Below are 25,353 nucleotides of genomic sequence, written 5' to 3'. Positions count from 1 at the left end.
GAAAAAGGGGAGATGGGATGTTCTCCAAACAAGAATATAAAATTAGAATGAACAAAACGAAACAAAAAATGCTGGAGTATGGAGTAGAAGTTTTAATAGTCTCCAATCCATCCAATATGTGTTATCTAACAGGGTATGATGCATGGAGTTTTTATGTCAATCAAGTCGTTATTGTGTTCGTCGATGAGGAAGAGCCGCTCTGGATCGGACGAGGAATGGATGCCAGAGGCGCAGAACTGACCACATGGTTGAGTGCTTCCAATATCATCTATTATCCCGATGAATATGTACAGTCGACTATCAGACATCCGATGGATTTTGTTGCAACGGAGCTCGATTACAGAGGAAAGGGAGACAGAAAAACCGGTGTTGAGATGGACACCTTTTATTATACGGCCAAATGCCATGAACGCCTGGAAGTGGGTCTGCCGGCAGCCGAACTAAAAGATGCGGGCGGACTCGTGAACTGGGTAAGGGTTTATAAAAGTGAGACGGAAATCAGCTATATGCGCAATGCCGCAAAAATTGTCGAAAATGCGATGCAGGCAGCATATGATAAAGTCGGTGCGGGAGTGCGGGAAAATGAAGTGGCAGCGGCGATCACCCATGCACAGATTTACGGCAGTGAAACCTTCGGGGGAGATTATACATCGATGGTTCCCATGATACCGACCGGAAAATACACTGCGAGTCCGCACTTGAACTGGACCGATAAAAAATATAAGGAAGGCGATGCTTTAACGATAGAAATCGCAGGCTGCTACAAACGTTATCATGTCCCGATGGCCAGGACCGTCTCAATCGGAAAGATACCCGACTATGTCAGGGAAGCCGGCAAAGTCATCACTGACGGGATACAAGAAACACTTGAAGTCATGAAACCCGGCGTAACAGCTGAAGAGGTGAACAGTACATGGAGCCGTACAATAGCGAAACACGGCTATGAGAAAAACTCGCGGATCGGCTATTCGATCGGTATGAGTTATCCCCCCGACTGGGGAGAGCACACTATCAGTTTCCGCGAAGGCGACCGCACGATACTGGAACCAAATATGACATTCCATTTGATGCCGGGGCTCTGGTTCGATGAATTCGGAGTTGCGATAACAGAATCAGTCCTGGTAACAGATAACGGCATAGAACAATTCACTTCGTTTAATCAGGAAATTTATGAAAAACCGGTTGTTCAGTCAATTTAAGATAGTCATTACACTGGATTACCAAAAACCCCTTATCTGACCCAAATGGATAAGGGGTTTGGCGCGTCTTTTAATAATTTTTATATGTTAATCCTCCTGCGTAAAAAAGATGAATCATTTCTGATTCATATCGAAATCTTCTATTTTATTAAATCAGCCGAAAATACACATGGCTTCTATCTGAAAAATAAATCAGGCGTCATAGGCATTTAATGCATTGACACCATGTGCAACTGCAGAACCTGCTTTTAAAGCAGTCCCGACCATAATTGCTTCTGCCATTTCCTCACGAGTAACATCCAGGCTTTTAGCATTTTTTGTATGGATTTCAATGCAGTAAGGGCAGCCTGTAACGTGGGCCACTGCTACGGCGATCAGCTCTTTGTCTTTCTGATTGATCAGCCCCGGTTTCATAGCTTCTTTATCAAATTGAGTAAATGCTTTGAAAGCCTCCGGAGCGAGTTCTGCGAATTCACCGAGCCTGTCAATATTCGATTTTGCATAGAGTTCATCCTCGCTGCTGCCATCATACGCCTGGAGTGCATTTACACCATGTGCCATTGCCGATCCTGCCTTCAGGGCTGTAGCCACCATGATCGCTTCTGCCATTTCTTCTTTTGATGCTTCCAGCTTCTTTACAGCATTTACATGGATATCAATACAATAAGGACATCCGGTTACATGAGCGACTGCCACCGCAATCAGTTCTTTTGTCTTCTGCGGAACTACGCCGTCAGCCACTGCCGCCCTGTCAAATTGAGAGAAAGCTTTAAAAGCATCTGGTGCAAGTTTTGATAATTCCGGCAACCTTTTAATATTGGACTTCTGATACAGACTTTCCTGTGTCATAATTCTACCTCCTTGAAATATGGCCGGATGAGTAATATCCCGCCGGAAAAAGATGAGTTTTTTGAATATAAAAACATCTCTTTAAATCAGCTTAGCCAAAGGGATGTTCTGTCTCAACTGTAACGGTTCGGTATTCACAGTTTTTCATATTCAAAATAAAGATGATAATGATTCTGACAGTGTTCATTAAACTGTGAATCACATTCCTTACAGTGGTTGGTTTTCATATATTCATTTATCGTGTGTTCGGTTTTGCATAAACCGCATAATATCGCCTCTTCACTAAAATCTTCTGGGCCCCATCTCATGACATCATGACTTTCGCACGCTTCATGACATTTGTAGCAAGGATAATATTTATTGCAGCATTTAAATTTTATGGCAATGATATCCTGTTTCAGATGGTAATGCGTACACCGCGTTTCATTGTCGACAGTTTTCCCGTAAATCGTAAGCATATTTACCCTCCATAAAACCATTCTTGATGTAATCATAGACAAATGGAAGGATGTAATACAAACAATTCCTACTCATCCGTGTGATAAAATGTTAATCAAAGTGATTATGCGAGGGGTATTATCATGAAGAAAAAGAAGGTACAGAAAACAAACGCAATGAGAAGGCTTGAAATGGATAAAGTAAATTATAAAATTCATGAATATCCATGGAATGAAGCGCACCTGGATGCAAAAAGTGCTGCTGCAAAAGTCGATATGCCGTTTGAAATGATATATAAAACACTGGTAGCTGTAGGTAATAAAACAGGTGAGGTTGTAGCATGTATTCCTGCTTCTGCAGAACTGGATCTGAAAAAACTGGCCAAAATCAGCGGCAACAAGAAGGTGGATATGCTGCATATGAAAGATCTGGAAAAGACGACAGGATATATCCGCGGAGGATGTTCCCCTGTCGGCATGAAAAAACAGTTTCCGACATACATTTCCTCCAATGCCGCTTCGATGGAATCGATTGTAGTATCTGCAGGCAAAAGAGGCATGCAGATGGAAGTGACCCCGGATGATCTGCTTAAAATAACAGATGGGGCGTATGCTGATGTCACAGTATAGTATGTAAAAACGACTCTGAATCCTAAATTGGATCAGAGTCGTCTGTTTATATCAGCTGTTTTTCAGCGTTATTCTTTTAAGCTTTTACTACTGCAATCTCTTCATCCTGCACTTCGACTTTAATATCATCAAGGGTTTCTTCCTCGAGAATCAGGTCAGTGAGCTGATCCTCGATTTTATCCTGGATGACTCTGCGCAATGGTCTTGCACCAAACCGCTTGTCATAGCCCAGTTTCACTAATTTTTGTTTTGCTTCATCTGTGATTGTTATATTCATTTCATTTTCTTCCATTGTTTCCTGAAGTTCTGTAAGCATCAGATCCACAATTTGGAGAAGATCTTCTTCAGAAAGTTCATTGAAGTTGATAATGGAATCAAAACGGTTCAGGAATTCAGGTTTGAAGTAGTCACTCAGATTATCAAGGGTCGATACTGCATCATGTTTTTCAGGGCCGAAACCGACGCTTGCGGTATTCACACCGGTACCGGCGTTACTTGTCATAATGATGACTGTTTCCTTGAAGCTTACCGTACGGCCGTGAGAATCTGTCAGGTGACCATCTTCCATAATCTGCAGGAACATGTTCTGTACGTCCGGGTGGGCTTTTTCAATTTCATCGAGCAGTATGATGTTGTAAGGATTATGGCGCACTTTTTCAGTCAACTGTCCTGCTTCCTCGTGGCCGACATAGCCCGGAGGGGAACCGATGATTTTAGACACTGCGTGTTTTTCCATATATTCACTCATATCCAGCCGGATCAGTGAATCACGTGAACCAAACAACTCTTCTGCGAGTGCTTTTGTCAATTCCGTTTTACCGACACCTGTCGGTCCGACGAACAGGAATGAACCGATTGGGCGGTATTTGGATTTCAGTCCGGCACGGCTGCGTCGGATGGCTTTTGCCACTTTGCCTACCGCTTCTTCCTGGCCGATTACTTTTGCACCGAGTTTATCCTGGATGCCGCGCATCTTTTCCTGTTCATCCGCCTGCAGTTTTGTGACGGGAATGCCAGTTTTCTCTTCCACGATCAATTGAATATCAGAAACATCTACATCAATGACCTGCTCTTCGTCTTCAGCTTTTTCCAGTTGTTTCTCAAGCTGCATTTCCTGATATTTGAGATTCGCCGCTTTTTCATAATCTTCCTGTTCCGCCGCTTCATCTTTTTCCTTCGAAATTTTATCCAGCTTCTGCTTGATTGAACCGGAGTCGTTTTCTGCGTTGGAAAGATTCAGACGGGAACCGACTTCATCCATTAGGTCGATTGCCTTATCCGGCAGGAAACGATCCTGAATATATCTGTTGGACAGAGATACGAAAGCTTTGATGGCTTCATCAGAATAGCGCACTTCATGGAACGCTTCATAGCGGTCTTTAATGCCCTGCAGAATCAGTTCCGCCTCATCCAATGTTGGTTCTTTGACTATAATCGGCTGCAGACGGCGTTCCAATGCAGCATCTTTTTCAATTTGCCGGTACTCTTTCAAAGTAGTCGCACCAATGATTTGCAGTTCACCGCGTGCCAATGCCGGTTTCATAATGTTGCCGGCATCCATCTGTGAACTTTCTGCCGTTCCTGCGCCTACAATCTGGTGGATCTCATCAATGAACAGAATCACGTCTTCACGTTCCTGCAGCTCACTGATCAACTGTTTCATTCTTTCTTCAAACTGACCGCGCATGCTTGTATTGGCTACTAGAGATGCCACGTCCAATATATAGATCTCTTTATCCATCAGCTTGGCCGGTACAGTGCCTTCGACGATTTTAAGCGCAAGGCCTTCTGCGATGGCCGTTTTACCCACACCGGGTTCACCGATCAGCACCGGGTTGTTCTTATTCCTTCTGTTCAATGTTTCAACAACACGTTTTACTTCCATATCACGGCCGATGACCGGATCAACATTACCTGATCTTGCTTCATCAGAAATATTTTTACCTAGCTGGTCAAGCAGTCCGTTTCTATCATTCTGTTTCTCTTTGACTTTCGTTCCTGTTGCATTGCCTCCATTTCCCTGGAAATATTTATTATTGGAATTTGTATTTTCAAAAGGTGATCCAGAGAAGAAATCATTGGAGTTCATCATTTGTCCTTGAATTTCACGGAAACATTCATTACATAAATGTACCTGCATTTTTTGATTGTTAATGTTCATCGCCAAGTTTACATTGGATTCATTAACACCACAGTTTTGACATTTCATGCATAGATTCCTCCTATTTATTCGATTAAATAGCCACTTTGACTTTGACTATCTTTGACTATAAATATATTATAAAGGCCAGTAATCTTTGTTTCAAATAAGATGCTCAACTAAATTTAAAGCAGAAAAAGCTCTTATTAAAAGTGAGTTTTGGATGTTTGACTAACTTTGACCTTTAACTATATTATACATTGACCTTCTTTGACTTTCAAGTGTTTTTTGTTACTTTTTAAAGCTTCAAAATAAAAATCCATAGAAAAACAGAGACATCCTCCGACATCCCTGCTTACTGTTTAACCCAGTGTCATCCAATGGGTTCTTTTGCTTTTTAAGTGTTCCGACCAGTCTACCGGTGTTTTATCCCAGGTCAGTCCCGAGTCCTTGGAAATATAAAATCCAAGGTTGTTGATTCCATAGAAGACACCGGGATCATCAGGATCTGAAGCCAATGAAAAAATTGCGGAACCTTCCCTATCGGGAAGCCCTTCATAAACAGGTTTCCATTCCTCTCCATTTTCACGACGTACTAAAATCGTATCTGCCTTTGACGGTTCATACGCACTGCGGGGGCCTTTGGCTGCTGATGCCACTACCGTGTTTTCATCTCCTGGGTCCACTGCGATGCCAACCAGATAGCTATAAGGTTCAAGACCATCGTTGACAGTCTGCCATGTTGCCCCTGAATCAAAACTTTCAGCATATCCGCCGCCGGCGGCTTCATAAATCCGCCCGGAAGCTTTTGAATGCATCGTCAAAGTATGGCAGTCATATTGAGACTCCGGTTTTCGATCTCCCAGGTTTCCCCTCTATCTTCACTTTTCATGACACCACCGAGCTCAATTCCAACAAATATCCGGTTTTCATCATGCCTGTCCGGCTCAATCCACCGCACATGATGGGTCTCTGGACGGGGTGGAAAACTCCATGAAGATTTTGACGGCAAATCCAGCAATGCAGGACATTCCATCCATGTCTGTCCACCATCTTCAGACCGGAACAGACCACTCGGTTCCGTGCCTGCCCATACTATGCGATAACCATTTCCCACTTCCGTCGGACTGACGGCAATACTCATCACCCGATTATGAGTGATGCCTGAGCCTGACGGTTTCCATGTCTCACCATTGTCATCGCTGATAAAGAGTCCATCGTCAAATGTCCCTCCATACAGCCTTCCCGGATTATCCGGATCTGCTGCAAGGCATAAAAGTACATTCGGTACGGATTTTTCTTGCATAATCCATTTCCGATCCGCTTTTTTAATTTCATAAACAGAACTTCCAGCCGAGAAATACAATGTCTTCACCATCTTCAGCCCCCTCATGAATATGCTCAAAGCTTTTTTCTTCTTTTATTTATAAATCTATTCATTAACTCTCTTTCCCCTTATATATATGACAAAACCCGCATAATAAGAATGACCTCGGTACAATACAGGGTCATTTATTCAGAAATATTAATGATTATTTTCTTAAGATTTTCTCCATCGTTTTTCCTTTCGCCAATTCATCAATCATCTTATCCAAATAACGGATTTCCTGCATCAGTGGTTCTTCGATGTCTTCTACCCGGACACCGCAAATCACACCTTTGATCATATTCCTGGAAGGATTCATTCCAGACGCTTCTGCAAAGAAATTTTCAAAATCTGTGCCTTTTTCCAATTGTTCTTCCAGTTCTTCCTGACTGTAGCCGGTCAGCCAGCGGATGATTTCATCCACTTCTTCTTTTGTACGGCCTTTCTTTTCAGCCTTAGTCACATAGTGCGGGTAAACGCTTGAGAATTTCATCGTATAAATCTTATGTTTAGTCATGATCCCCTTCATTCCTTTCTGTAAGACGCCATGTAAAAATCCTGTCAGACAATTATACCTGAAGAAACCATACAAACGTAAAGAGTTATAGTTCAGTTATTTACTTATTATGTATTTCTTCTAAAGTCTGATCAATCACTCTTTCTATTAAAGTCACTCTATTTGTATAATCCTGTACATTGTTATCAAAATCCGATTGGTCAACCGGCACCGTTGCGAGTAGAAGTTTACTGTTTCGTTTCTTACTGTCAGGAAAGACAGTTTTAAGATTATTATAAAAGAGGGCTGTGAAGTGAAGTTTGTTTTGAATGAATTGTGTGTATTCAGGTTCTTCATTTATTTTATTATGTGGTTTATATGGATTTGTTTCATAACGTATGCCAATGTTTTCAATCATTTGCTTGTCAGAAGACAGCAAATTAATATAAGTATCGATATGGATATTAAAAGTATTAGCCAAACCCGCTTCCTGGAACGGTTTCTCAGATAGCCAATTTTTCTTGGAAATTAAAAAGAGGAAATTATTACGTCCGGCACCGCCAACCTCCCCCCATTCTATATTAAATTGAGAATGATTTTTAAACTGTTCAGATAAAATCTTTTGCCAACAAATTTTCTTTTGCATGCTGTCCAACCGACAGTCAGATGATAATGCTTGTTTTGGATCAGTTAAAGGTTCATAAAAGTCTTGTATCTTTTCTTTAAAATCATTAAAGATTAATTTTAGCTGCGAGTCATGCAGCATCCAGCCAGGACCTGTGAATACACTGTAATGTATTTGCCTAAAGTTAGAGCTTCCCGGAATTACCGTTGTATCCAATGTTAAAAAGATAAAATGAAAATCAGCCGATATAACCCCTAACTTTTTAAGCATACGTTCTTTTGCCATATCTGATTCATATCGTAATGTTTGTTCAATACCTTCACCTGTTCCCAGTTTGTTTTCTATCACAATAATTTTAGGCACTTCATTATTGCATTCAACCATAACCATATCGGGAGTTCCGATTGTTTTTCCCAAACCAAGACGATTGAAAATTTTAAATTCTGCTCCAGCCGGTATATTAACATCAGCCACACCTAAAAAGTGCCTTATAAATTCAGGAGAATCTTCAAAACAACTTTTTAGGAAATCTGAAATTACATCTTCTCTATAAAAGATATTGAAAGCATCGATTATATTCATTATTAAATCACCTACTGACAGTAATATGAAGCGGGTATGCCGAACGTCGTATTAATTAATTCTGCTTGTGCCACGTTCGGATAGATCTTACATTCAATGCCTCTATACACTGTATTTCACCTCACCTTCTATGCCCATTATATCACCATAGGAGACACTCAATATAATATAAGCAGCGGATATAGAAAGGACGAATTGAAACTATAGGGTTTCTCTCTGACGACCTCTAATAAAAATACCTCTCTGGATAATCATCCAAAGAGGTATTGAGAAGTTATTATTCATTGTAATCTTCTAAATCAGTCGTATACAAATCATCTGAGTATGTTCTTTAAATCGCTTATAGATTTACTTTGACATCAGACTTCTTTTTCAACTCTTCTGCAAGTGTCTGCGCTGCCTGGCCTTCTTTCTGACTTACAACCTGTTCTTTAATCTGCGGTTTTATTTCTTCAAAGGAAGGCATTTCTCCCCCGCCTTCTTCACTCTGCATCTGTGACATCTGTTCTTTCTGCTGATCATAGATTCCTTTGAGTTCTTCTTCTGAAGGTTCAATATCACCTGTCTCTTCGGCAATCAGCTGATTCATTTTGACCTGGGTCTCAACCTGGGACATCACTTCATCTTTTTTCATGCCCTGCTCTTCCATTGCAGTAAAGAACTCATCCTGGGATTTCATCTGATTTTGCTTAACAATCTCGTCTATTGTTTTATTAACTTCTTCTTCAGGTGCACTGATATTGCGATTTTCCGTTTCCTGAATCAACAGTTCCTGTGAAACCATACCATCAGCGACCTGCTTTTTCAGTTCATCCTGATTCACTTCTTCTCCGGACATCTGTTGCTGCATAGCAGTCTGTTGGAATTGTCCTTCATAGCTCTGCTTGAATTCTTCCTTCGTCACTTCTTCGCCATTCACTTCAGCTACAACGTCAGGCACACCTTCCATGTCCGGTTTTGGCATTTCCGGCTGCTCACCGCCGCCTTCGGCATTTTTGCCCTCTTCACCATTTCCTGAAGCTGTCTGTTCCTGTGATTCCTGCTGTTTATGTGCATCTCCTGTATCTTCTGCCGATTCATCTCCGCCGCCGCATGCTCCGAGTACAAGCATGGAAGCCGTGATGGATAATCCTGTTAACCATTTCTTCATAACTGATTCTCCTTATAATGTATTATTGTTGGTCATTCTAACACATCACATTCGAATGTCCATTTATCATGTGCTCACTCATAAAATCCAAACAAAAATTATGAACATTCAATGTCGGTGCAGCAATAATTTTTATAAATAACTTGTTTTAATGTATATCAATCAGCAGAACTATCCTATCTAACAATGCCGCTCTTTAATCTATCAACGTGGACTTTTCTTCTAATTACGCAGTGCTTCAATAATCCAATTGTTTTAAATATAAGAGTAGTTCATTCCTATTTAATTCTTTGAAATTATAATTACGGACTTTGCTGTCAATTTTCTTTTGTTGTTTATTTCCTTTTCCAAATACATTAATGAGCTGGTAGAATGCCTCACTCCAAATCCGTCCCGTTCCACGAAACCCTAATTCAAATGACATTTCTTCTGTATCTGTAAGAGGCAGTTGTGTGTTTTTCTCAAAGTCTTTTTTAAAGTCTCCCCGTATAATTATGTAGGACTCTTTATTCTTTAAGGCTTGAAGTAATTCTTCTGCATTATCTGCTTTAAAATAATTCTCTATTTCTTTAGATTCCAATAGATATCTCTCCTTTAGTCATACAGAGTGCCTTCCTGAAAAGCACCTTTAGTGTGAATGAACCCACAGAATTATTAAAGTAATAGTTATATTGTTATACGGCAATTCCTTTTTAATGTTAATTGACAACATACATTTTTACTGACACCACTAATTTCCTCATATGTTCAAGTGATAAATATTTTTCTGAATAAATGCTTTTTAATTTTCATCTTCTCCGATGGAAAGCTTTCTTCCCATAAACCGTTATACAACGTATTTCTTAAAGCGCGATATGTCCAGGATCCTTTACGGAAATTTGTCATTTCCGCTTCAAATATCACTAAAGCCGACAATGGATTGCGGTCATATTAATCACTCAGAATGCTGCCTTGAATCTTATTTACTCTGTAAGTTCTCTGTGATTTGCGTGCTATCCTTATCATTCAGCGTAAAAACTCATATGAATAAAATTCCAACGAGCGCAATAAGAGCCGGAATTCCGCACTCATTTTTTCATATTGATAACCTATTTTGTCAGCGTTCCAATTTTTATGTAAAAGATGATAAATAAAACGATATTAATAACACTTTATCATTTTAGAATTATAATAGAAATGAACTTCCCATATAATGTATTTATCTAAAAAGCAACCTATCTATAACTCTCCATCTCTCCCTTTCTTTCGGACGTAAAAAAAACCGGAGTCTGCTGATTTACATCAGAAGCACTCCGGTCTTGAAATTAGATTATTTAAGTACATTTTTGTATTTAAAAATTCATTCCAATTCTTCAGGAAATACAAAACCTCTTTCTCTCTTCAGCGTTTCCTCAATTCCATCCATCACTGTTTTTACATCCTGCGGATTGAAGATATCCATTTTATCAATATCTATGACATAAACAGGTGATATATTCTTATCCAGGTAATCCGGCACGAAATTCTTTTCATACATGTCATACATATCCTGATAGTACCGGTATAATTCCGGGTTCCCATCGATTTGTTCATATGGTCTTCCGCGTTTTTTAATTCTTCTCATGATTTCAGCAAACGATCCATGTACCATCACCATCAGATCAGGTGATTTTTTAAGTAAAACCTGCTGCTTATATAAATCAGCCAATTCTTCCATCATATTTTCATGTAATTCCAGATATGTAGCGTATTCCGCTTCATCCATTGAGCCGTTTTCGTACTGAAGCCTGGCAAAAATCATGGCATCTTCATAAATGGAACGATCCAGTACTGAATTCGGATGTGCCATTGCTTCTTTTATAGCGCTGAATCTGTGATTCAGGAAAAATATCTGTAAATGAAAACTGTATCTTTCCGGGTCTTCATAGTACTTTGCAAGAAATGGATTGCCATCCACTTTCTCCTCCAATAATTCAACACCAAAATGTTTTGCGATTACTTTGCCCCATTCTGTTTTTCCTACGCCTATTGTCCCTGCCAATGTAATCATATTTCCTTCACCTTTTCCATAGTTCATAATATTCACCAAAATATATTCTAAATTTATTCTTTAAAACAGTAAAAGCTCCGTTCATCATTCCGATGATACGGAGCAGCTTACTATAGTTTCATATTCCATTATTCCACTGTAACGGATTTCGCCAGGTTTCTCGGCTTATCCACATCATTGCCGCGATGCAGTGCCGCATAGTATGCAATGAACTGATACACAACTACGGATACGAGCGGTGTCAGCATTTCATGTACATGTGGTATCACATAAGTGTCTCCATCCTGCTCGAGCCCTTCCATCGATACCATGCATACTTTGGCTCCGCGTGCTTCCACTTCCTGTGCGTTGCCCCGGATATTCAGGTTAACTTTCTCCTGTGTTGAAAGTGCGAATACCGGCGTATTTTCTTCAATCAGTGCGATTGTACCGTGCTTGAGCTCCCCGCCGGCAAATCCTTCTGCCTGGATATAGGAAATTTCTTTAAGCTTGAGTGCACCTTCAAGACCGACATAATAGTCCATTGTTCTGCCGATGAAGAACGCATTTCTTGTTGTTTCAAGATACTCGTTGACGATCTGCTCAATCTGCGGCGCATCGTCGATGATTGCCGTGATTGCTGTTGTGACTTTAGCCAGTTCTGTCATAAGATTGATGCCTGTGTCTTTTCCAAGTTCTCTTGCAGCAACCTGCGCAAGGATGGAAAGAACCGCGATTTGTGCAGTGTAGGCTTTTGTGGATGCCACAGCAATTTCAGGTCCGGCGTAGAGTGTGAGTGTCTGGTCCGCCTCACGTGAAAGTGTCGATCCCGGGACGTTTGTCACTGTGAGTGACTGATGTCCGAGTTTCTTAATTTCCACCAATACCGCGCGGCTGTCCGCTGTTTCTCCGGATTGTGAAATGAAGATGAACAACGGGTTTTCTGAGAGCATCGGCGTATTATACACGAATTCTGAAGCGACATGTACTTCTGTCGGCACCCCTGCCCATTTCTCGAAATATTCTTTACCGATCAGCCCGGCATGATAGCTTGTTCCTGCCGCGATGATGTACAATCTATCTGCATCTCCCAACTGTTTGATGATTGCTGGATCGATTTTCAGATTCTCGTCTTCATCCTGGTATTTCTGGATGATTTTTCTCATCGCTGCCGGCTGGTCATTGATTTCTTTGAGCATGTAGTGGTCATAAGTTCCTTTTTCCGTATCACTCTCATCGATTTCAGCAATATAGGAATCCCTTTCCACTACGTGTCCCAATTTATCTTTAATGATGATTTCATCTTTTTTAAGAAGTACAATTTCTCCATCCATCAATTCAACAAATTCGTTGGTAATCTGAAGCATTGCCATCGCATCTGAAGTGATAACATTGAACTCTTCACCTTTCCCGAGCAATAAAGGTGATTTATTCTTCGCCACATAAATAACATCCGGATCCTCTTCATCCAATAGACCGAGTGCATAAGAACCGTGCAGTTCATTTAAAGTCTTATTAAATGCATCTTCTGTAGTCATGCCATCTTCTGCGAACTTTGCAATCAATTCAACGATGATTTCAGTATCTGTACTGGAAACCAGATCAATATTCGGTATATATTCAGCTCTGATCTGTTCATAGTTTTCTATGACACCGTTATGAACGAGTGTAAAACGGCCGTTTATACTCTGATGCGGGTGCGCATTGACTACGTTAGGCACACCATGTGTTGCCCATCTCGTATGCCCAATACCTACCGTAGCATCGAAATCCGCATCTACTTTTTCCCTAAGATCTTTAATACGGCCTTTTTCTTTAAATACTTTTACCTCTTCATCGCTTCTGATTCCGATTCCTGCAGAATCATAACCACGGTATTCCATTTTTTCCAGACCTTTGAGCAAGATCTCTTTCACATCATCATTTCCGATATATCCAACTATTCCGCACATATATTAACTCCCTTTCCGCTTCTGTCTTAAGTTCCGTTGCTCTGTCCTGTTAATCACTCAACAGTTTTAACATCCGGTCTCACGAATACTTCAGTATCCGGGACAGTATCCGCCGAAAATCGATCACTGTCCTCCTCGTCAGCAGGCAGTACCTGCTCAGGCGCTATTCCGATTATATTAACCTCACTCTGTCCTCCTTTTCAGTCAGCATTCACATTGTAATGGATATATGTATATACTGCAACCTGAAATTCCCATACATCCTTTAGAAAATGACACTTATAAATACTCAATTTAAAAAGCCGGTCCGAAATTTCGGACCGGCTGAACTATTGTTTTATTATTCGTCGAGACCCATTTCCGTTTTGACAACTTCTGAAATATCTTTGCTGTATTTATCAGCCAACTCTTCAGTTTCTGCTTCTACCATAACACGTACAAGTGGTTCTGTACCGGAAGCACGGACCAGAACACGCCCATTGCCGTCCATATCCGCTTCCACTTCGTCAATTTTGGCAGAAACGAGGTCGTTACTCACTACATTGTATTTGTCTGTCACACGCACGTTAACGAGCTCCTGAGGGAATGTCTCGACCTGGGCTGCAAGTTCACTCAGCTTTTTGCCGGATTCTTTAACGATTGCCGCGAGATGAACACCGGTTAATAGACCATCACCTGTAGTGTTGTAGTCCATCATGATAATATGACCGGATTGTTCTCCGCCGAGGGAGTAGCCGCCGGACTTCATTTCTTCTACCACGTAGCGGTCTCCGACTTTGGTTTTATTACTGTTCAAGCCATGGGCTTCCAGTGCTTTGTAGAAGCCCAGGTTGCTCATGACAGTTGAAACTACCATATCATCTTTCAGCAGACCTTCTGATTTTAAATGCTGTGCCAGGATGAACATGATTTTGTCTCCATCGACAATCTGACCATTTTCGTCTACAGCAATAATGCGATCTCCGTCTCCATCGAACGCCAGCCCGAAGTCAGCTTCCTCTTCTTTAACCAATTCAACAAGTTTTCCAGGATGTGTAGAACCAACGCCTTCATTAATGTTTGTGCCATCCGGATTACATCCCACAGTCACAGTATCTGCTTCCAGATCTCCAAATAAGTAAGGCGCCAGTGAATATGTTGAGCCATGAGCGCCATCAAGAGCAATCTTCAGACCTTCAAAGTCAGTATCGATTGTGGACTTGAGATAGCTTACATATTTTTGTCCGCCTTCGAAGTAATCAGATTTGTGGCCAAGTTCTGTCCCTGTTGGTCTTGGGGCAGTGTCTTCTCCTGCATCAAGAAGTTTCTCAATTTCTGCTTCTTGTGCGTCTGAAAGTTTGAATCCGTCTGAACCAAAGAATTTAATCCCATTATCTCCCACCGGGTTATGGGATGCTGAAATCATTACCCCTGCATCTGCTTCCATTTCCCTTGTAAGAAATGCAACACCGGGAGTTGAGATAATTCCGAGCCGCATTACTTCTGCTCCAATGGAAAGCAATCCTGCTACTAATGCCGACTCCAGCATTTCTCCTGAGATTCGTGTATCACGGCCTACCAATACAGTAGGCTTGTCTTTTTCTTTTTGTCCGGATAGTATATATCCACCAAATCTTCCTAATTTAAATGCCAGTTCGGGGGTAAGCTCTGTGTTCGCGACACCTCTTACTCCATCAGTTCCAAAATATTTACCCATGTCTTTCTCCTTTTTCGTCGAGTTGTATTAGTTAATCTTCAGTAATCTCAATCTCTGCCTGAAGTACTGCTGGTTCAGTCTTACTGACGTCCTCAGGTAAATCCATTTCTATATCTTTCGTTTCGGAATTACCCATGCCTTCGACATTTACCTCAACATCAACAGTTTCAATATCCGCAAGGACTTCTTCACTTCCGAATATTTTTACCTTGTCATAATTAAGTGTTACATCTTCCAAATTATGACCGTCTGCAACACTGCCTGTCACTTCATGATTCACCGGTACTTCCTTACTGCGTTCGTCTACTGCAATCTCGACCCTGACATCTGTAGGGTCTATACGAACGTCAAGCTTATTAAATTGTGAATCAAATACACTTACTTCAGCTTCTTCCACCCGGTCTCCTGTAATTCTTGAACTATCATTTAAGGTGGCACGTACATATTGTATCCGATTCATTTCACTTTCTCCACCCATGACAGTAACTGTACTTGGTATTACTTTAAGTTCAGAAAGCTGATGGCTCGGTGCAATCCGGCTCTCACTCACTTCAGCCTGCACTTCAAAAGTTCTCGTAACCTGCTCCTGAATATTGATATTTGCAGTTTCCGGAACGACTTCTGCCGTGACATTATCCGGCAGTCCTTCTACGGTGAAATGCTCTTCGTACTCCCCGACTTCACGGTTTCTTAAATCCAGGTAAACGTTGAAATCCCGTGTTGTCTGCAGCCTTTTGACGTTGGAGTTATTACCGTAAAGTTGCAAGTTAACTTCCTTCGGGGCACCGGATACATAATAATTTTCCTCATCATATAATAATTCCACCGGAACGCCTTCAATCATTTCAGACTCTGTGGTTTCACCTTCATCGCTGAAAAGATTAACGAAGACATCATTGACCGAAAGGAACATGAACAATGCAAGGGCAAGGGCAACAAACCTCAGTCCCCATTTACTTTCTAGCAAATAGTCCGCCTCCTTCCTTCAGTGACGGGAGTAGACTCCAATGCGTTTTCAGCATGGAATCGAGTTCTTCAAGCGATATTTCTTTCGTTAACTTACTGTCATATGTCACAGAAATATTACCCGTTTCTTCTGAAACAACAATTGTAAAAGCATCGGTCACTTCTGAAACACCAACTGCTGCTCTGTGTCTCGTACCCAGGTTTTTAGCAATTTTATTACTGTCGGACAGTGGTAAGTAACTTGCTGCAGTCGCAATCCTATCCCCTTGTACAATCATCGCTCCATCGTGCAATGGTGTATTCGGTATAAATATGTTAATTAATAGTTCTGATGATATATTCCCGTTTATAGGAATACCTGTCTCGATATAATCTTTCAACCCTGTCTCTTTCTCAAAAACGATGAGTGCTCCAATCCGGCGCTTTGCCATGTATCTGATCGATTTCACCATGGCTTCCCGCATCTTATCGTGCTCGGGGCTACCGCTTGTTGTACTTGTACGGAACAGGCTGCCGCGCCCAAGCTGTTCAAGTGCCCGTCTGAGTTCCGGCTGGAATATTACAATAATCGCCAAAAAACCCCATTCTAAAACGGTATCGAACATTTGTGTAGTAGTAGCAAGATCGAAAAAATTACTGACTGCACGGCCAATTAAAATAAAGAATATCCCTTTAATCAGCTGGATGGCTTTTGTACCTTTCATTACAGTAATCAGAAGGTACAGTACATACCAAACAATCAGCAAATCGACAATGCTCGTTATTATGGCTGCCGTGGTGATGTTTTCAAAAAGATTGTCTGTCTGCATAATGCCGTCCCTCTCTTAGTATTTCAAATAAAATCCAAACGTTTTTCCAACACGCTATGAATATCGGACAAAACCGGGTCCCCCCTGAACATGCTTTTTTCTATTCCCATGCTCTTAAACCGGCTTTCACATTCTTTAATGTTGCCATTTTTAAAGCTGGCAAAGCAATTCAAAAGCACCATGGAAGGTTCTTCGGAATGATCTGTGATTTGTTCCAGTCTCCCAAACGAGCCCAGCATCGCTAAATTTTTTGCTTCCAGAAGATTCAGCTTCTGCTTTTTATAATCTATATGAAGGATTTCCGATTGTCGTTTCAGCCGGTCAATGAACCTCGAAGATGTAAAATATTCCTCTTTAATATGATAACACTCCGCAATTTCAAACATGATCCTTATGATTCCCAAATCGAGTTCAGTAAGTCTCAAAATGATAAAGAGTGTATCCTCCAGCAGATCCAGGGCCTCTCCCACTTCCCCTTTTGATACGAGTATCCGTGTTTTCAAAATGATCGCATCGATGTACGCCTGATTGATTGAGATTGTTGACAGCAGCTGCAGTGCACGGTCCACATGATGTTTCTCTTTTCTCAACTCACCAACCTTATTATAATACTTTGCATAAATCAAATGGATACGCCCGCTGTCCTGCGGTGGAATCTGATCAACTATTTCATATTCTTTATCTATAAACGAGAGCACCGATTGAAAATCATCACTTTCTATCTTCTGTTCATAATAGGCAATTTCCCGAAGTATTTCCACATCATTATATCGGAAATGGGACACTTCCTGCATAAAATCATTGACTGAGCAATTCAATCTCTCACTCAGCTTAATCAGGACATTTGTAGAAGGGTGCACACTTCCCTTCTCTATCAAACTGAGATATGTTCTTGAAATGATGCCGTCCGCCAATTCTTCTTGCGTCAGATTGTTATTATTGCGTATTTCTTTAATTCTCTGTCCGATCATAATGGTGCCCCTTTCACTGTAGTAACAGTTACATCATACCAAATTCGCAATTATGCAACAAATGATTAAAGGGCCGGCAACTTTTGTAAATAGATGTTTATTTGATTGACAAGCTATTTACAGTTAATCATACTATAAATATATCTCATAAGGGGTGTTTCTTCATGAAAAAATTATTGGTTATTGATAACCTTGCCCAATTAAAAAGTGTCAGTGACCCATTCAGAATCGAGCTCCTGACTATGCTTGGCGAAAAGCCGAAGACAGGTCAAAATCTTGCAGATGAACTTGATATACCCAGGGCTAAAATTCATTATCATCTTAATGAGCTTTTGAAGAATGGAATCATTCATGTTGTAAAAACAGAAGAGAAGAATAGCATTATACAAAAATTTTATGAACCTGTTGCCAAAAAAGTGGTTCCTAACATCGATCTGCTGAAATATGTCCCGGATGAAAAGAAGAAAGACAGTATGTCTTATAATTTAAACATTAAAGAAGATGACTTAAAACCGTTCAAAAAAGATTTAAAAAACTTTGTAAAGAAACACTCGGAAAAGAAGAATGCAAAAGGTGTCAGCGAGTACAAAGTACAAATTATGCCTTTAGGTGATGATAGTGATGATTAAATATAATATATTAAGGGATACCATCCAACAGTGATGATATCCCTTTTTATTTGGCTTATTTAAAGCTGTTTCTTTCCAAATAAGAATGAAGCGATTTCAACAGCTTTTTCAGCAGTCATGTTTTTCTCATCAAGCAATGGATTTACTTCGACAAGATCCATGGATGTAACGAGATCGGAATCATGCAGCATGCTCATGGCAAGCTGTGTTTCGGCCAGTGACATTCCCCCATCTACCGGAGTGCCGGTGCCAGGTGTTTCCATAGGATCCAGTCCATCGACATCTAGTGATAGATGCACACCATCGACTCTGCCTTTTAAGTAGTCTGCCGATTCTTTCATGATCTTGGCAATACCCTTTTCTTTTACGTCCGTGGCTGTGAACGTCAGAATATTATTCTCTTTAATGTATTCTCTCTCTCCAACATCGAGATCTCTGACGCCAATCAATACAACGTTCTCCGGTTTTACTTTGGAACCGGGATAATGCAGATTTACTAAACTTTCATGTCCCAAACCACAGGAAATTGCCAGCGGCATTCCATGTATATTGCCGGAAGGCGATGTTTCACTGTCGTTTAAGTCACCATGAGCATCATACCAGATTACTCCGAGGTTTTCGTAATGCGGGCTGATACCAGCTATAGAACCAATAGCGAGTGAATGGTCACCCCCGAGTATTAATGGAAAACGTCCCAGCTTAACCGAGCTTTCAACTTCTTCTGCCAGCTCAATGCTAAAGTCTTTTACTTCTTCAAAATTGAGCAGTCCAAACTCCTCTTTTACAGAGTGGAGTGTTGGATCCACTTTATACTGTCCTGTTATATTTCCTTTATCTTCTACATTCATGCCCTGAATTTCCAATGCCTTTACGAGTCCGGCATATCTAATTGCATCAGGACCAAAGTCTACCCCAAGCTTAGGCTGCCCGAAACAAGTAGAAGCTCCTATAATGTCTACCTTATGATTCATAAAAAAATCCCCTTTTTAAATCTGATGTAATTATCAGTTTATACAACATCGGATATTTATGCAACGATTTATAAAAATGTAAAATTAACCGGAATTATGCATAAAAGGGCAAAAAAAAGACACCTTCAAAAGAAGATGTCGAAAGATGAGCCATAGAGGATTCGAACCTCTGACCCTCTGATTAAAAGTCAGATGCTCTACCAACTGAGCTAATGGCTCATGGCTGGGCTAGAAGGATTCGAACCTTCGCATGACGAAACCAAAATCCGTTGCCTTACCGCTTGGCTATAGCCCAATAATATTAGAATGGTGGAGGGGGGCAGATTCGAACTGCCGAACCCGAAGGAGCGGATTTACAGTCCGCCGCGTTTAGCCACTTCGCTACCCCTCCGTGGTGGAGAATGACGGGTTCGAACCGCCGACCCTCTGCTTGTAAGGCAGATGCTCTCCCAGCTGAGCTAATTCTCCGAATATGACCCGTACGGGACTCGAACCCGTGTTACCGCCGTGAAAGGGCGGTGTCTTAACCGCTTGACCAACGGGCCAAAATATACTATATGTATTTAAACAAAAAAATGGCTCCACAGGTAGGACTCGAACCTACGACCGATCGGTTAACAGCCGATAGCTCTACCACTGAGCTACTGTGGAATAACTATAAAATAAAAAATACACTGCCCGGCAGCGTCCTACTCTCACGGGACGTTCATCCAACTACCATCGGCGCTGGAGAGCTTAACTGCTGTGTTCGGCATGGGAACAGGTGTGGCCTCTCCGCCATCGCCGCCGGACAGTGTCTTACATATGGGGAATGTGATATGTCACATTCAAAACCGGATAGAAGCAATATCTCGCGCAGAAACCGAACACGGTTTCTTCATTAAATTCTTGAATAAGTCATCGATCGATTAGTATTCGTCCGCTGAATGTGTTGCCACACGTACACGCCGAACCTATCTACCTCATCATCTCTGAGGGATCTAATGGGGAAATCTCATCTTGAGGGGGGCTTCATGCTTAGATGCTTTCAGCACTTATCCCGGCCATACATAGCTACCCAGCGATGCCGTTGGCACGACAACTGGTACACCAGTGGTATGTCCATCCCGGTCCTCTCGTACTAAGGACAGCGCCTCTCAAATTTCCTACGCCCACGACGGATAGGGACCGAACTGTCTCACGACGTTCTGAACCCAGCTCGCGTACCGCTTTAATGGGCGAACAGCCCAACCCTTGGGACCGACTACAGCCCCAGGATGCGATGAGCCGACATCGAGGTGCCAAACCTCCCCGTCGATGTGAACTCTTGGGGGAGATAAGCCTGTTATCCCCGGGGTAGCTTTTATCCGTTGAGCGATGGCCCTTCCATGCGGAACCACCGGATCACTAAGTCCGTCTTTCGACCCTGCTCGACCTGTATGTCTCGCAGTCAAGCTCCCTTATACCTTTACACTCTATGAATGATTTCCAACCATTCTGAGGGAACCTTTGAGCGCCTCCGTTACTCTTTAGGAGGCGACCGCCCCAGTCAAACTGTCCACCTGACACTGTCTCCCGCCCGGATTACGGGCGCGGGTTAGAATCTCAACATCACCAGGGTGGTATCCCACCACTGCCTCCATGTAGACTGGCGTCCACACTTCTTTGGCTCCCACCTATCCTGTACAGGTGAGGTCCAGATTCAATATCAGGTTACAGTAAAGCTCCACGGGGTCTTTCCGTCCTGTCGCGGGTAACCTGCATCTTCACAGGTACTATGATTTCACCGAGCCTCTCGTTGAGACAGTGCCCAAATCGTTGCGCCTTTCGTGCGGGTCAGAACTTACCTGACAAGGAATTTCGCTACCTTAGGACCGTTATAGTTACGGCCGCCGTTTACTGGGGCTTCGATTCGCACCTTCGCTTACGCTGAGCGCTCCTCTTAACCTTCCAGCACCGGGCAGGCGTCAGCCCCTATACTTCACCTTTCGGTTTGGCAGAGACCTGTGTTTTTGATAAACAGTCGCTTGGGCCTATTCACTGCGGCTCATATCTCTATGAGCACCCCTTCTCCCGAAGTTACGGGGTCATTTTGCCGAGTTCCTTAACGAGAGTTCGCTCGCTCACCTTAGAATTCTCTTCCCAACTACCTGTGTCGGTTTACGGTACGGGCGGTGATCATCCTCGCTAGCGGCTTTTCTTGGCAGTGTGAAATCAATGGCTTCGCCTACTATTTTCGGCTCCTCATCACAGCTCATGGTATCACAGGGCGGATTTGCCTGCCCTGACCACTCACTGCTTGAACGTGCTCTACCTTTCGCACGCTCCATCTATCCTACTGCGTCACCACAATCACTCAAACGGATATCACCGGTACAGGAATTTCTGCCTGTTGGCCATCGCCTACGCATCTCTGCCTCGGCTTAGGTCCCGACTAACCCAGAGCGGACGAGCCTTCCTCTGGAAACCTTAGTCATTCGGTGGACGGGATTCCCACCCGTCTTTCGCTACTCACACCGGCATTCTCACTTCCAATCGCTCCACATGTCCTCACGATCATGCTTCTCTGCCATTGGAACGCTCTCCTACCATTAATATACATTAATCCACAGTTTCGGTAATATGTTTAGCCCCGGTACATTTTCGGCGCAGCGTCACTTGACTAGTGAGCTATTACGCACTCTTTAAATGATGGCTGCTTCTAAGCCAACATCCTAGTTGTCTGTGCAACGCCACATCCTTTTCCACTTAACATATATTTTGGGACCTTAACTGGTGGTCTGGGCTGTTTCCCTCTCGACAACGGACCTTATCACCCGCTGTCTGACTCCCATGAATCGCATCGATGGCATTCGGAGTTTGTCTGAATTCGGTAACCCGGGATGGGCCCCTCGTCCAAACAGTGCTCTACCTCCACGATGCTGTCATGAGGCTATACCTAAATATATTTCGGAGAGAACCAGCTATCTCCAGGTTCGATTGGAATTTCTCCGCTACCCACACCTCATCCGGTCACTTTTCAACGTAAGTCGGTTCGGCCCTCCATCCAGTGTTACCTGGACTTCAGCCTGGACATGGGTAGATCACCTGGTTTCGGGTCTGCAATCACATACTCTGTCGCCCTCTTCAGACTCGCTTTCGCTGCGGCTCCGCATTCGCTGCTTAACCTTGCATGTAATCACAACTCGCCGGTTCATTCTACAAAAGGCACGCCATCACCCATTAACGGGCTCTGACTACTTGTAGGCACACGGTTTCAGGATCTATTTCACTCCCCTTCCGGGGTGCTTTTCACCTTTCCCTCACGGTACTGGTTCACTATCGGTCACTAAGGAGTATTTAGCCTTGGGAGATGGTCCTCCCGGATTCCGACGGAATTCCTCGTGTTCCGCCGTACTCAGGATCCACCGCTCGGTGGAATGTATGATGCCTACGGGACTGTTACCCCCTGCGGTCGGCCTTTCCAGACCATTCAGCTTTACATTCCACCGATTATCGGTGTCCTACAACCCCAGCCGAAGCTGGTTTGGGCTCTTCCCGTTTCGCTCGCCGCTACTCAGGGAATCGATTTTTCTTTCTCTTCCTCCGGGTAATGAGATGTTTCAGTTCCCCGGGTCTACCTCCGCGTCAGCTATGTATTCACTGACCGGTAACACATAAAAATGTGCTGGGTTCCCCCATTCGGAAATCTTCGGTTCAACGCCTACTTACAGCTCCCCGAAGCATATCGGTGTTGGTTCCGTCCTTCATCGGCTCTTAGTGCCAAGGCATCCACCGTGCGCCCTTCATTACTTAATCGCAATGAATTTGTGAGTGTATCGCTCCTACAGCGATACAACGCGTGTTTTTTGAACTCTTTTAAATCTTAGTTCTCGGTTTTCTACGCTTTGATTTTCGGTTAAAAATCATTTATTGCTTCTCTATCCGGTTTTCAATGTACATATTTTGCGAATGCTTCTGTAAATACAGAAAACATTCAAAACTGAATACAATATGTCAAACGTCAATTCCGCTCCGTAATATTCCTTAGAAAGGAGGTGATCCAGCCGCACCTTCCGATACGGCTACCTTGTTACGACTTCACCCCAATCATCGGTCCCACCTTCGACGGCTGCTTCCCAAAAGGGTTAGCCCACCGGCTTCAGGTGTTACTGACTTTCGTGGTGTGACGGGCGGTGTGTACAAGACCCGGGAACGTATTCACCGTGGCATTCTGATCCACGATTACTAGCGATTCCAGCTTCATGGAGTCGAGTTGCAGACTCCAATCCGAACTGAGAGCAGTTTTATGGGATTCGCTGAACCTCGCGGTCTCGCTGCCCTTTGTTCCTGCCCATTGTAGCACGTGTGTAGCCCAAATCATAAGGGGCATGATGATTTGACGTCATCCCCACCTTCCTCCGGTTTGTCACCGGCAGTCTCACTAGAGTGCCCAACTGAATGCTGGCAACTAGTAATAAGGGTTGCGCTCGTTGCGGGACTTAACCCAACATCTCACGACACGAGCTGACGACAACCATGCACCACCTGTCACTCTGCCCCGAAGGGAAACCATGTCTCCATGGCTGTCAGAGGATGTCAAGATTTGGTAAGGTTCTTCGCGTTGCTTCGAATTAAACCACATGCTCCACCGCTTGTGCGGGTCCCCGTCAATTCCTTTGAGTTTCAACCTTGCGGCCGTACTCCCCAGGCGGAGTGCTTAATGCGTTAGCTGCAGCACTAAGGGGCGGAAACCCCCTAACACTTAGCACTCATCGTTTACGGCGTGGACTACCAGGGTATCTAATCCTGTTTGATCCCCACGCTTTCGCACATCAGCGTCAGTTACAGACCAGAGAGCCGCCTTCGCCACTGGTGTTCCTCCATATCTCTGCGCATTTCACCGCTACACATGGAATTCCACTCTCCTCTTCTGCACTCAAGTCTCCCAGTTTCCAATGACCCTCCCCGGTTGAGCCGGGGGCTTTCACATCAGACTTAAGAAACCGCCTACGCGCGCTTTACGCCCAATAATTCCGGATAACGCTTGCCACCTACGTATTACCGCGGCTGCTGGCACGTAGTTAGCCGTGGCTTTCTGGTTAAGTACCGTCACCCGGTGAGCAGTTACTCTCACCGGCGTTCTTCCTTAACAACAGAGTTTTACGAGCCGAAACCCTTCTTCACTCACGCGGCGTTGCTCCGTCAGACTTTCGTCCATTGCGGAAGATTCCCTACTGCTGCCTCCCGTAGGAGTCTGGGCCGTGTCTCAGTCCCAGTGTGGCCGATCACCCTCTCAGGTCGGCTACGCATCGTCGCCTTGGTAGGCCCTTACCCCACCAACTAGCTAATGCGCCGCAGGCCCATCCATCAGCGGCAGCCCGAAGACCGCCTTTCAACTTACCGCCATCGGCAGTAAGGGTTATCCGGTATTAGCTACGGTTTCCCGTAGTTATCCCCGGCTGATGGGCAGGTTGCCTACGTGTTACTCACCCGTCCGCCACTCGATCCCAAGGAGCAAGCTCCTCGGTTTCGCGTTCGACTTGCATGTATTAGGCACGCCGCCAGCGTTCATCCTGAGCCAGGATCAAACTCTCCATAATTGGAAAGCTCGTCTAGAGCTCTTCGCGATACTGCTGACAGTATCTGTTTGCGTTTTCTATTGTTCGCCTCAATGTCGGGAAGTTCAACTGTGTTGAACCTCATTAATTATCGGAATTAACGTTGACATATTGTCATTCAGTTTTCAATGTTCTCGTTTTTGTGTTGCTTTATTATCATAACACCCTGACTTCTCAATTGCAAGCACTTTTTTTGTTTTTTTGTTTTTCGTGTTGTTTGAGTACTTGTTGGTATTCGTCTGTGTTTTGTCCGCCTTGTTTCAGCGACAAGATATATCTTACCAAGTCAGCGGTTTTG

20 protein-coding genes, 6 tRNA genes and 3 rRNA genes are annotated in these 25,353 nt (G+C 43.2%); 3 read left to right on the top strand and 26 right to left on the bottom strand.

The genetic code is table 11. From position 1 onward, the window contains the following. The first annotated feature begins 17 nt into the window (after positions 1-17). On the top strand, positions 18-1,199 hold the full coding sequence (locus ACKRAT_RS01705) for a M24 family metallopeptidase (protein ID WP_411843388.1): 1,182 nt from the start codon (positions 18-20) through the stop codon (positions 1,197-1,199). Positions 1,200-1,391: 192 nt separating this feature from the next. Here ACKRAT_RS01705 and ACKRAT_RS01700 read toward each other — a convergent pair whose 3' ends face one another. Then, entirely contained in the window at positions 1,392-2,048 is a 657-nt protein-coding gene (locus ACKRAT_RS01700; protein ID WP_411843387.1) for a carboxymuconolactone decarboxylase family protein, read from the bottom strand. A gap of 134 nt (positions 2,049-2,182) precedes the next feature. Beyond that, complete coding sequence (locus ACKRAT_RS01695; protein WP_411843386.1) at positions 2,183-2,506, bottom strand: CHY zinc finger protein; 324 nt, start codon at positions 2,504-2,506, stop codon at positions 2,183-2,185. Positions 2,507-2,629: 123 nt separating this feature from the next. Here ACKRAT_RS01695 and ybaK point away from each other — a divergent pair, with 123 nt between their 5' ends. Next, positions 2,630-3,115, top strand: a complete 486-nt coding sequence (ybaK, locus tag ACKRAT_RS01690) for a Cys-tRNA(Pro) deacylase (RefSeq protein ID WP_411843385.1) — start codon at positions 2,630-2,632, stop codon at positions 3,113-3,115. A 76-nt stretch (positions 3,116-3,191) separates the two neighbouring features. Here ybaK and ACKRAT_RS01685 read toward each other — a convergent pair whose 3' ends face one another. The 14 genes from ACKRAT_RS01685 to ACKRAT_RS01620 form a co-directional block, all read right to left on the bottom strand. Next, entirely contained in the window at positions 3,192-5,324 is a 2,133-nt protein-coding gene (locus ACKRAT_RS01685) for an AAA family ATPase (protein ID WP_411843384.1), read from the bottom strand. Positions 5,325-5,617: 293 nt separating this feature from the next. Continuing rightward, positions 5,618-6,079, bottom strand: coding sequence for a WD40/YVTN/BNR-like repeat-containing protein (locus tag ACKRAT_RS01680; RefSeq protein WP_411843383.1), 462 nt, complete (start codon positions 6,077-6,079; stop codon positions 5,618-5,620). Continuing rightward, positions 6,076-6,633 carry a WD40/YVTN/BNR-like repeat-containing protein gene (locus tag ACKRAT_RS01675; protein ID WP_411843382.1) on the bottom strand — a complete coding sequence of 186 codons (558 nt, stop codon included), beginning with the start codon at positions 6,631-6,633 and terminating at the stop codon, positions 6,076-6,078. The genes ACKRAT_RS01680 and ACKRAT_RS01675 overlap by 4 nt, the downstream gene beginning before the upstream one ends. 154 nt (positions 6,634-6,787) lie before the next feature. Then, positions 6,788-7,138 (bottom strand): DUF2200 domain-containing protein, encoded by a 351-nt coding sequence (locus tag ACKRAT_RS01670; protein WP_411843381.1) that lies wholly within the window; start codon positions 7,136-7,138, stop codon positions 6,788-6,790. A gap of 100 nt (positions 7,139-7,238) precedes the next feature. Continuing rightward, positions 7,239-8,324: a hypothetical protein gene (locus tag ACKRAT_RS01665; RefSeq protein ID WP_411843380.1), complete on the bottom strand. Its 1,086-nt coding sequence runs from the start codon at positions 8,322-8,324 to the stop codon at positions 7,239-7,241. 11 nt (positions 8,325-8,335) lie between these two features. Next, complete coding sequence (locus ACKRAT_RS01660) at positions 8,336-8,434, bottom strand: helix-turn-helix domain-containing protein (protein ID WP_411843379.1); 99 nt, start codon at positions 8,432-8,434, stop codon at positions 8,336-8,338. A 230-nt stretch (positions 8,435-8,664) separates the two neighbouring features. Beyond that, complete coding sequence (locus ACKRAT_RS01655) at positions 8,665-9,474, bottom strand: SurA N-terminal domain-containing protein (protein ID WP_411843378.1); 810 nt, start codon at positions 9,472-9,474, stop codon at positions 8,665-8,667. A gap of 238 nt (positions 9,475-9,712) precedes the next feature. Then, the gene (locus ACKRAT_RS01650) at positions 9,713-10,054 is read right to left on the bottom strand and encodes a hypothetical protein (RefSeq protein ID WP_411843377.1); all 342 of its coding nucleotides are present in this window, start codon (positions 10,052-10,054) and stop codon (positions 9,713-9,715) included. A gap of 759 nt (positions 10,055-10,813) precedes the next feature. Next, positions 10,814-11,530, bottom strand: coding sequence for a deoxynucleoside kinase (locus ACKRAT_RS01645; RefSeq protein ID WP_411843376.1), 717 nt, complete (start codon positions 11,528-11,530; stop codon positions 10,814-10,816). A gap of 101 nt (positions 11,531-11,631) precedes the next feature. After that, positions 11,632-13,434, bottom strand: a complete 1,803-nt coding sequence (gene glmS, locus ACKRAT_RS01640) for a glutamine--fructose-6-phosphate transaminase (isomerizing) (protein WP_411843375.1) — start codon at positions 13,432-13,434, stop codon at positions 11,632-11,634. A 340-nt stretch (positions 13,435-13,774) separates the two neighbouring features. Continuing rightward, positions 13,775-15,130, bottom strand: a complete 1,356-nt coding sequence (gene glmM / locus ACKRAT_RS01635) for a phosphoglucosamine mutase (RefSeq protein WP_411843374.1) — start codon at positions 15,128-15,130, stop codon at positions 13,775-13,777. Positions 15,131-15,161: 31 nt separating this feature from the next. Then, positions 15,162-16,097 (bottom strand): YbbR-like domain-containing protein, encoded by a 936-nt coding sequence (locus ACKRAT_RS01630; protein WP_411843373.1) that lies wholly within the window; start codon positions 16,095-16,097, stop codon positions 15,162-15,164. Continuing rightward, entirely contained in the window at positions 16,084-16,905 is an 822-nt protein-coding gene (gene cdaA, locus ACKRAT_RS01625; protein WP_411843372.1) for a diadenylate cyclase CdaA, read from the bottom strand. The genes ACKRAT_RS01630 and cdaA overlap by 14 nt, the downstream gene beginning before the upstream one ends. A 23-nt stretch (positions 16,906-16,928) precedes the next feature. Further along, positions 16,929-17,876, bottom strand: coding sequence for a helix-turn-helix domain-containing protein (locus ACKRAT_RS01620; protein ID WP_411843371.1), 948 nt, complete (start codon positions 17,874-17,876; stop codon positions 16,929-16,931). A 164-nt stretch (positions 17,877-18,040) separates the two neighbouring features. Between ACKRAT_RS01620 and ACKRAT_RS01615 the strand changes: the two genes are divergently transcribed. Next, positions 18,041-18,505 (top strand): ArsR/SmtB family transcription factor, encoded by a 465-nt coding sequence (locus ACKRAT_RS01615; RefSeq protein WP_411843370.1) that lies wholly within the window; start codon positions 18,041-18,043, stop codon positions 18,503-18,505. A 59-nt stretch (positions 18,506-18,564) separates the two neighbouring features. Here ACKRAT_RS01615 and rocF read toward each other — a convergent pair whose 3' ends face one another. The 10 genes from rocF to ACKRAT_RS01565 all read right to left on the bottom strand — a co-directional run bounded on the left by rocF (position 18,565) and on the right by ACKRAT_RS01565 (position 25,037). Further along, positions 18,565-19,476: an arginase gene (rocF, locus tag ACKRAT_RS01610; protein ID WP_411843369.1), complete on the bottom strand. Its 912-nt coding sequence runs from the start codon at positions 19,474-19,476 to the stop codon at positions 18,565-18,567. 146 nt (positions 19,477-19,622) lie between these two features. Then, positions 19,623-19,695: transfer RNA gene (locus tag ACKRAT_RS01605), tRNA-Lys, on the bottom strand. Position 19,696: 1 nt separating this feature from the next. Then, a tRNA-Gln gene (locus ACKRAT_RS01600) sits at positions 19,697-19,771 on the bottom strand. Between the two features lie 12 nt (positions 19,772-19,783). Then, positions 19,784-19,867 (bottom strand) — tRNA-Tyr (locus tag ACKRAT_RS01595). 1 nt (position 19,868) lies between these two features. Continuing rightward, positions 19,869-19,944, bottom strand: a tRNA-Val gene (locus ACKRAT_RS01590). Positions 19,945-19,949: 5 nt separating this feature from the next. Then, positions 19,950-20,021, bottom strand: a tRNA-Glu gene (locus ACKRAT_RS01585). Positions 20,022-20,052: 31 nt separating this feature from the next. Further along, positions 20,053-20,127, bottom strand: a tRNA-Asn gene (locus tag ACKRAT_RS01580). Positions 20,128-20,152: 25 nt separating this feature from the next. Beyond that, a 5S ribosomal RNA gene (gene rrf, locus ACKRAT_RS01575) occupies positions 20,153-20,267 on the bottom strand. 97 nt (positions 20,268-20,364) lie between these two features. After that, positions 20,365-23,253, bottom strand: a 23S ribosomal RNA gene (locus ACKRAT_RS01570). A 232-nt stretch (positions 23,254-23,485) separates the two neighbouring features. After that, positions 23,486-25,037: ribosomal RNA gene (locus ACKRAT_RS01565) — 16S ribosomal RNA — on the bottom strand. The 16S, 23S and 5S rRNA genes sit together here with 6 tRNA genes alongside, the layout of an rRNA operon. Between the last annotated feature and the right edge of the window lie 316 nt (positions 25,038-25,353).

This window comes from Salinicoccus sp. HZC-1 (genome assembly GCF_046736035.1).
GTDB lineage: Bacteria > Bacillota > Bacilli > Staphylococcales > Salinicoccaceae > Salinicoccus.
The sequence above is the reverse complement of the archived record's forward strand: the minus strand, read 5'-3'. Positions and strand labels throughout refer to the sequence as shown.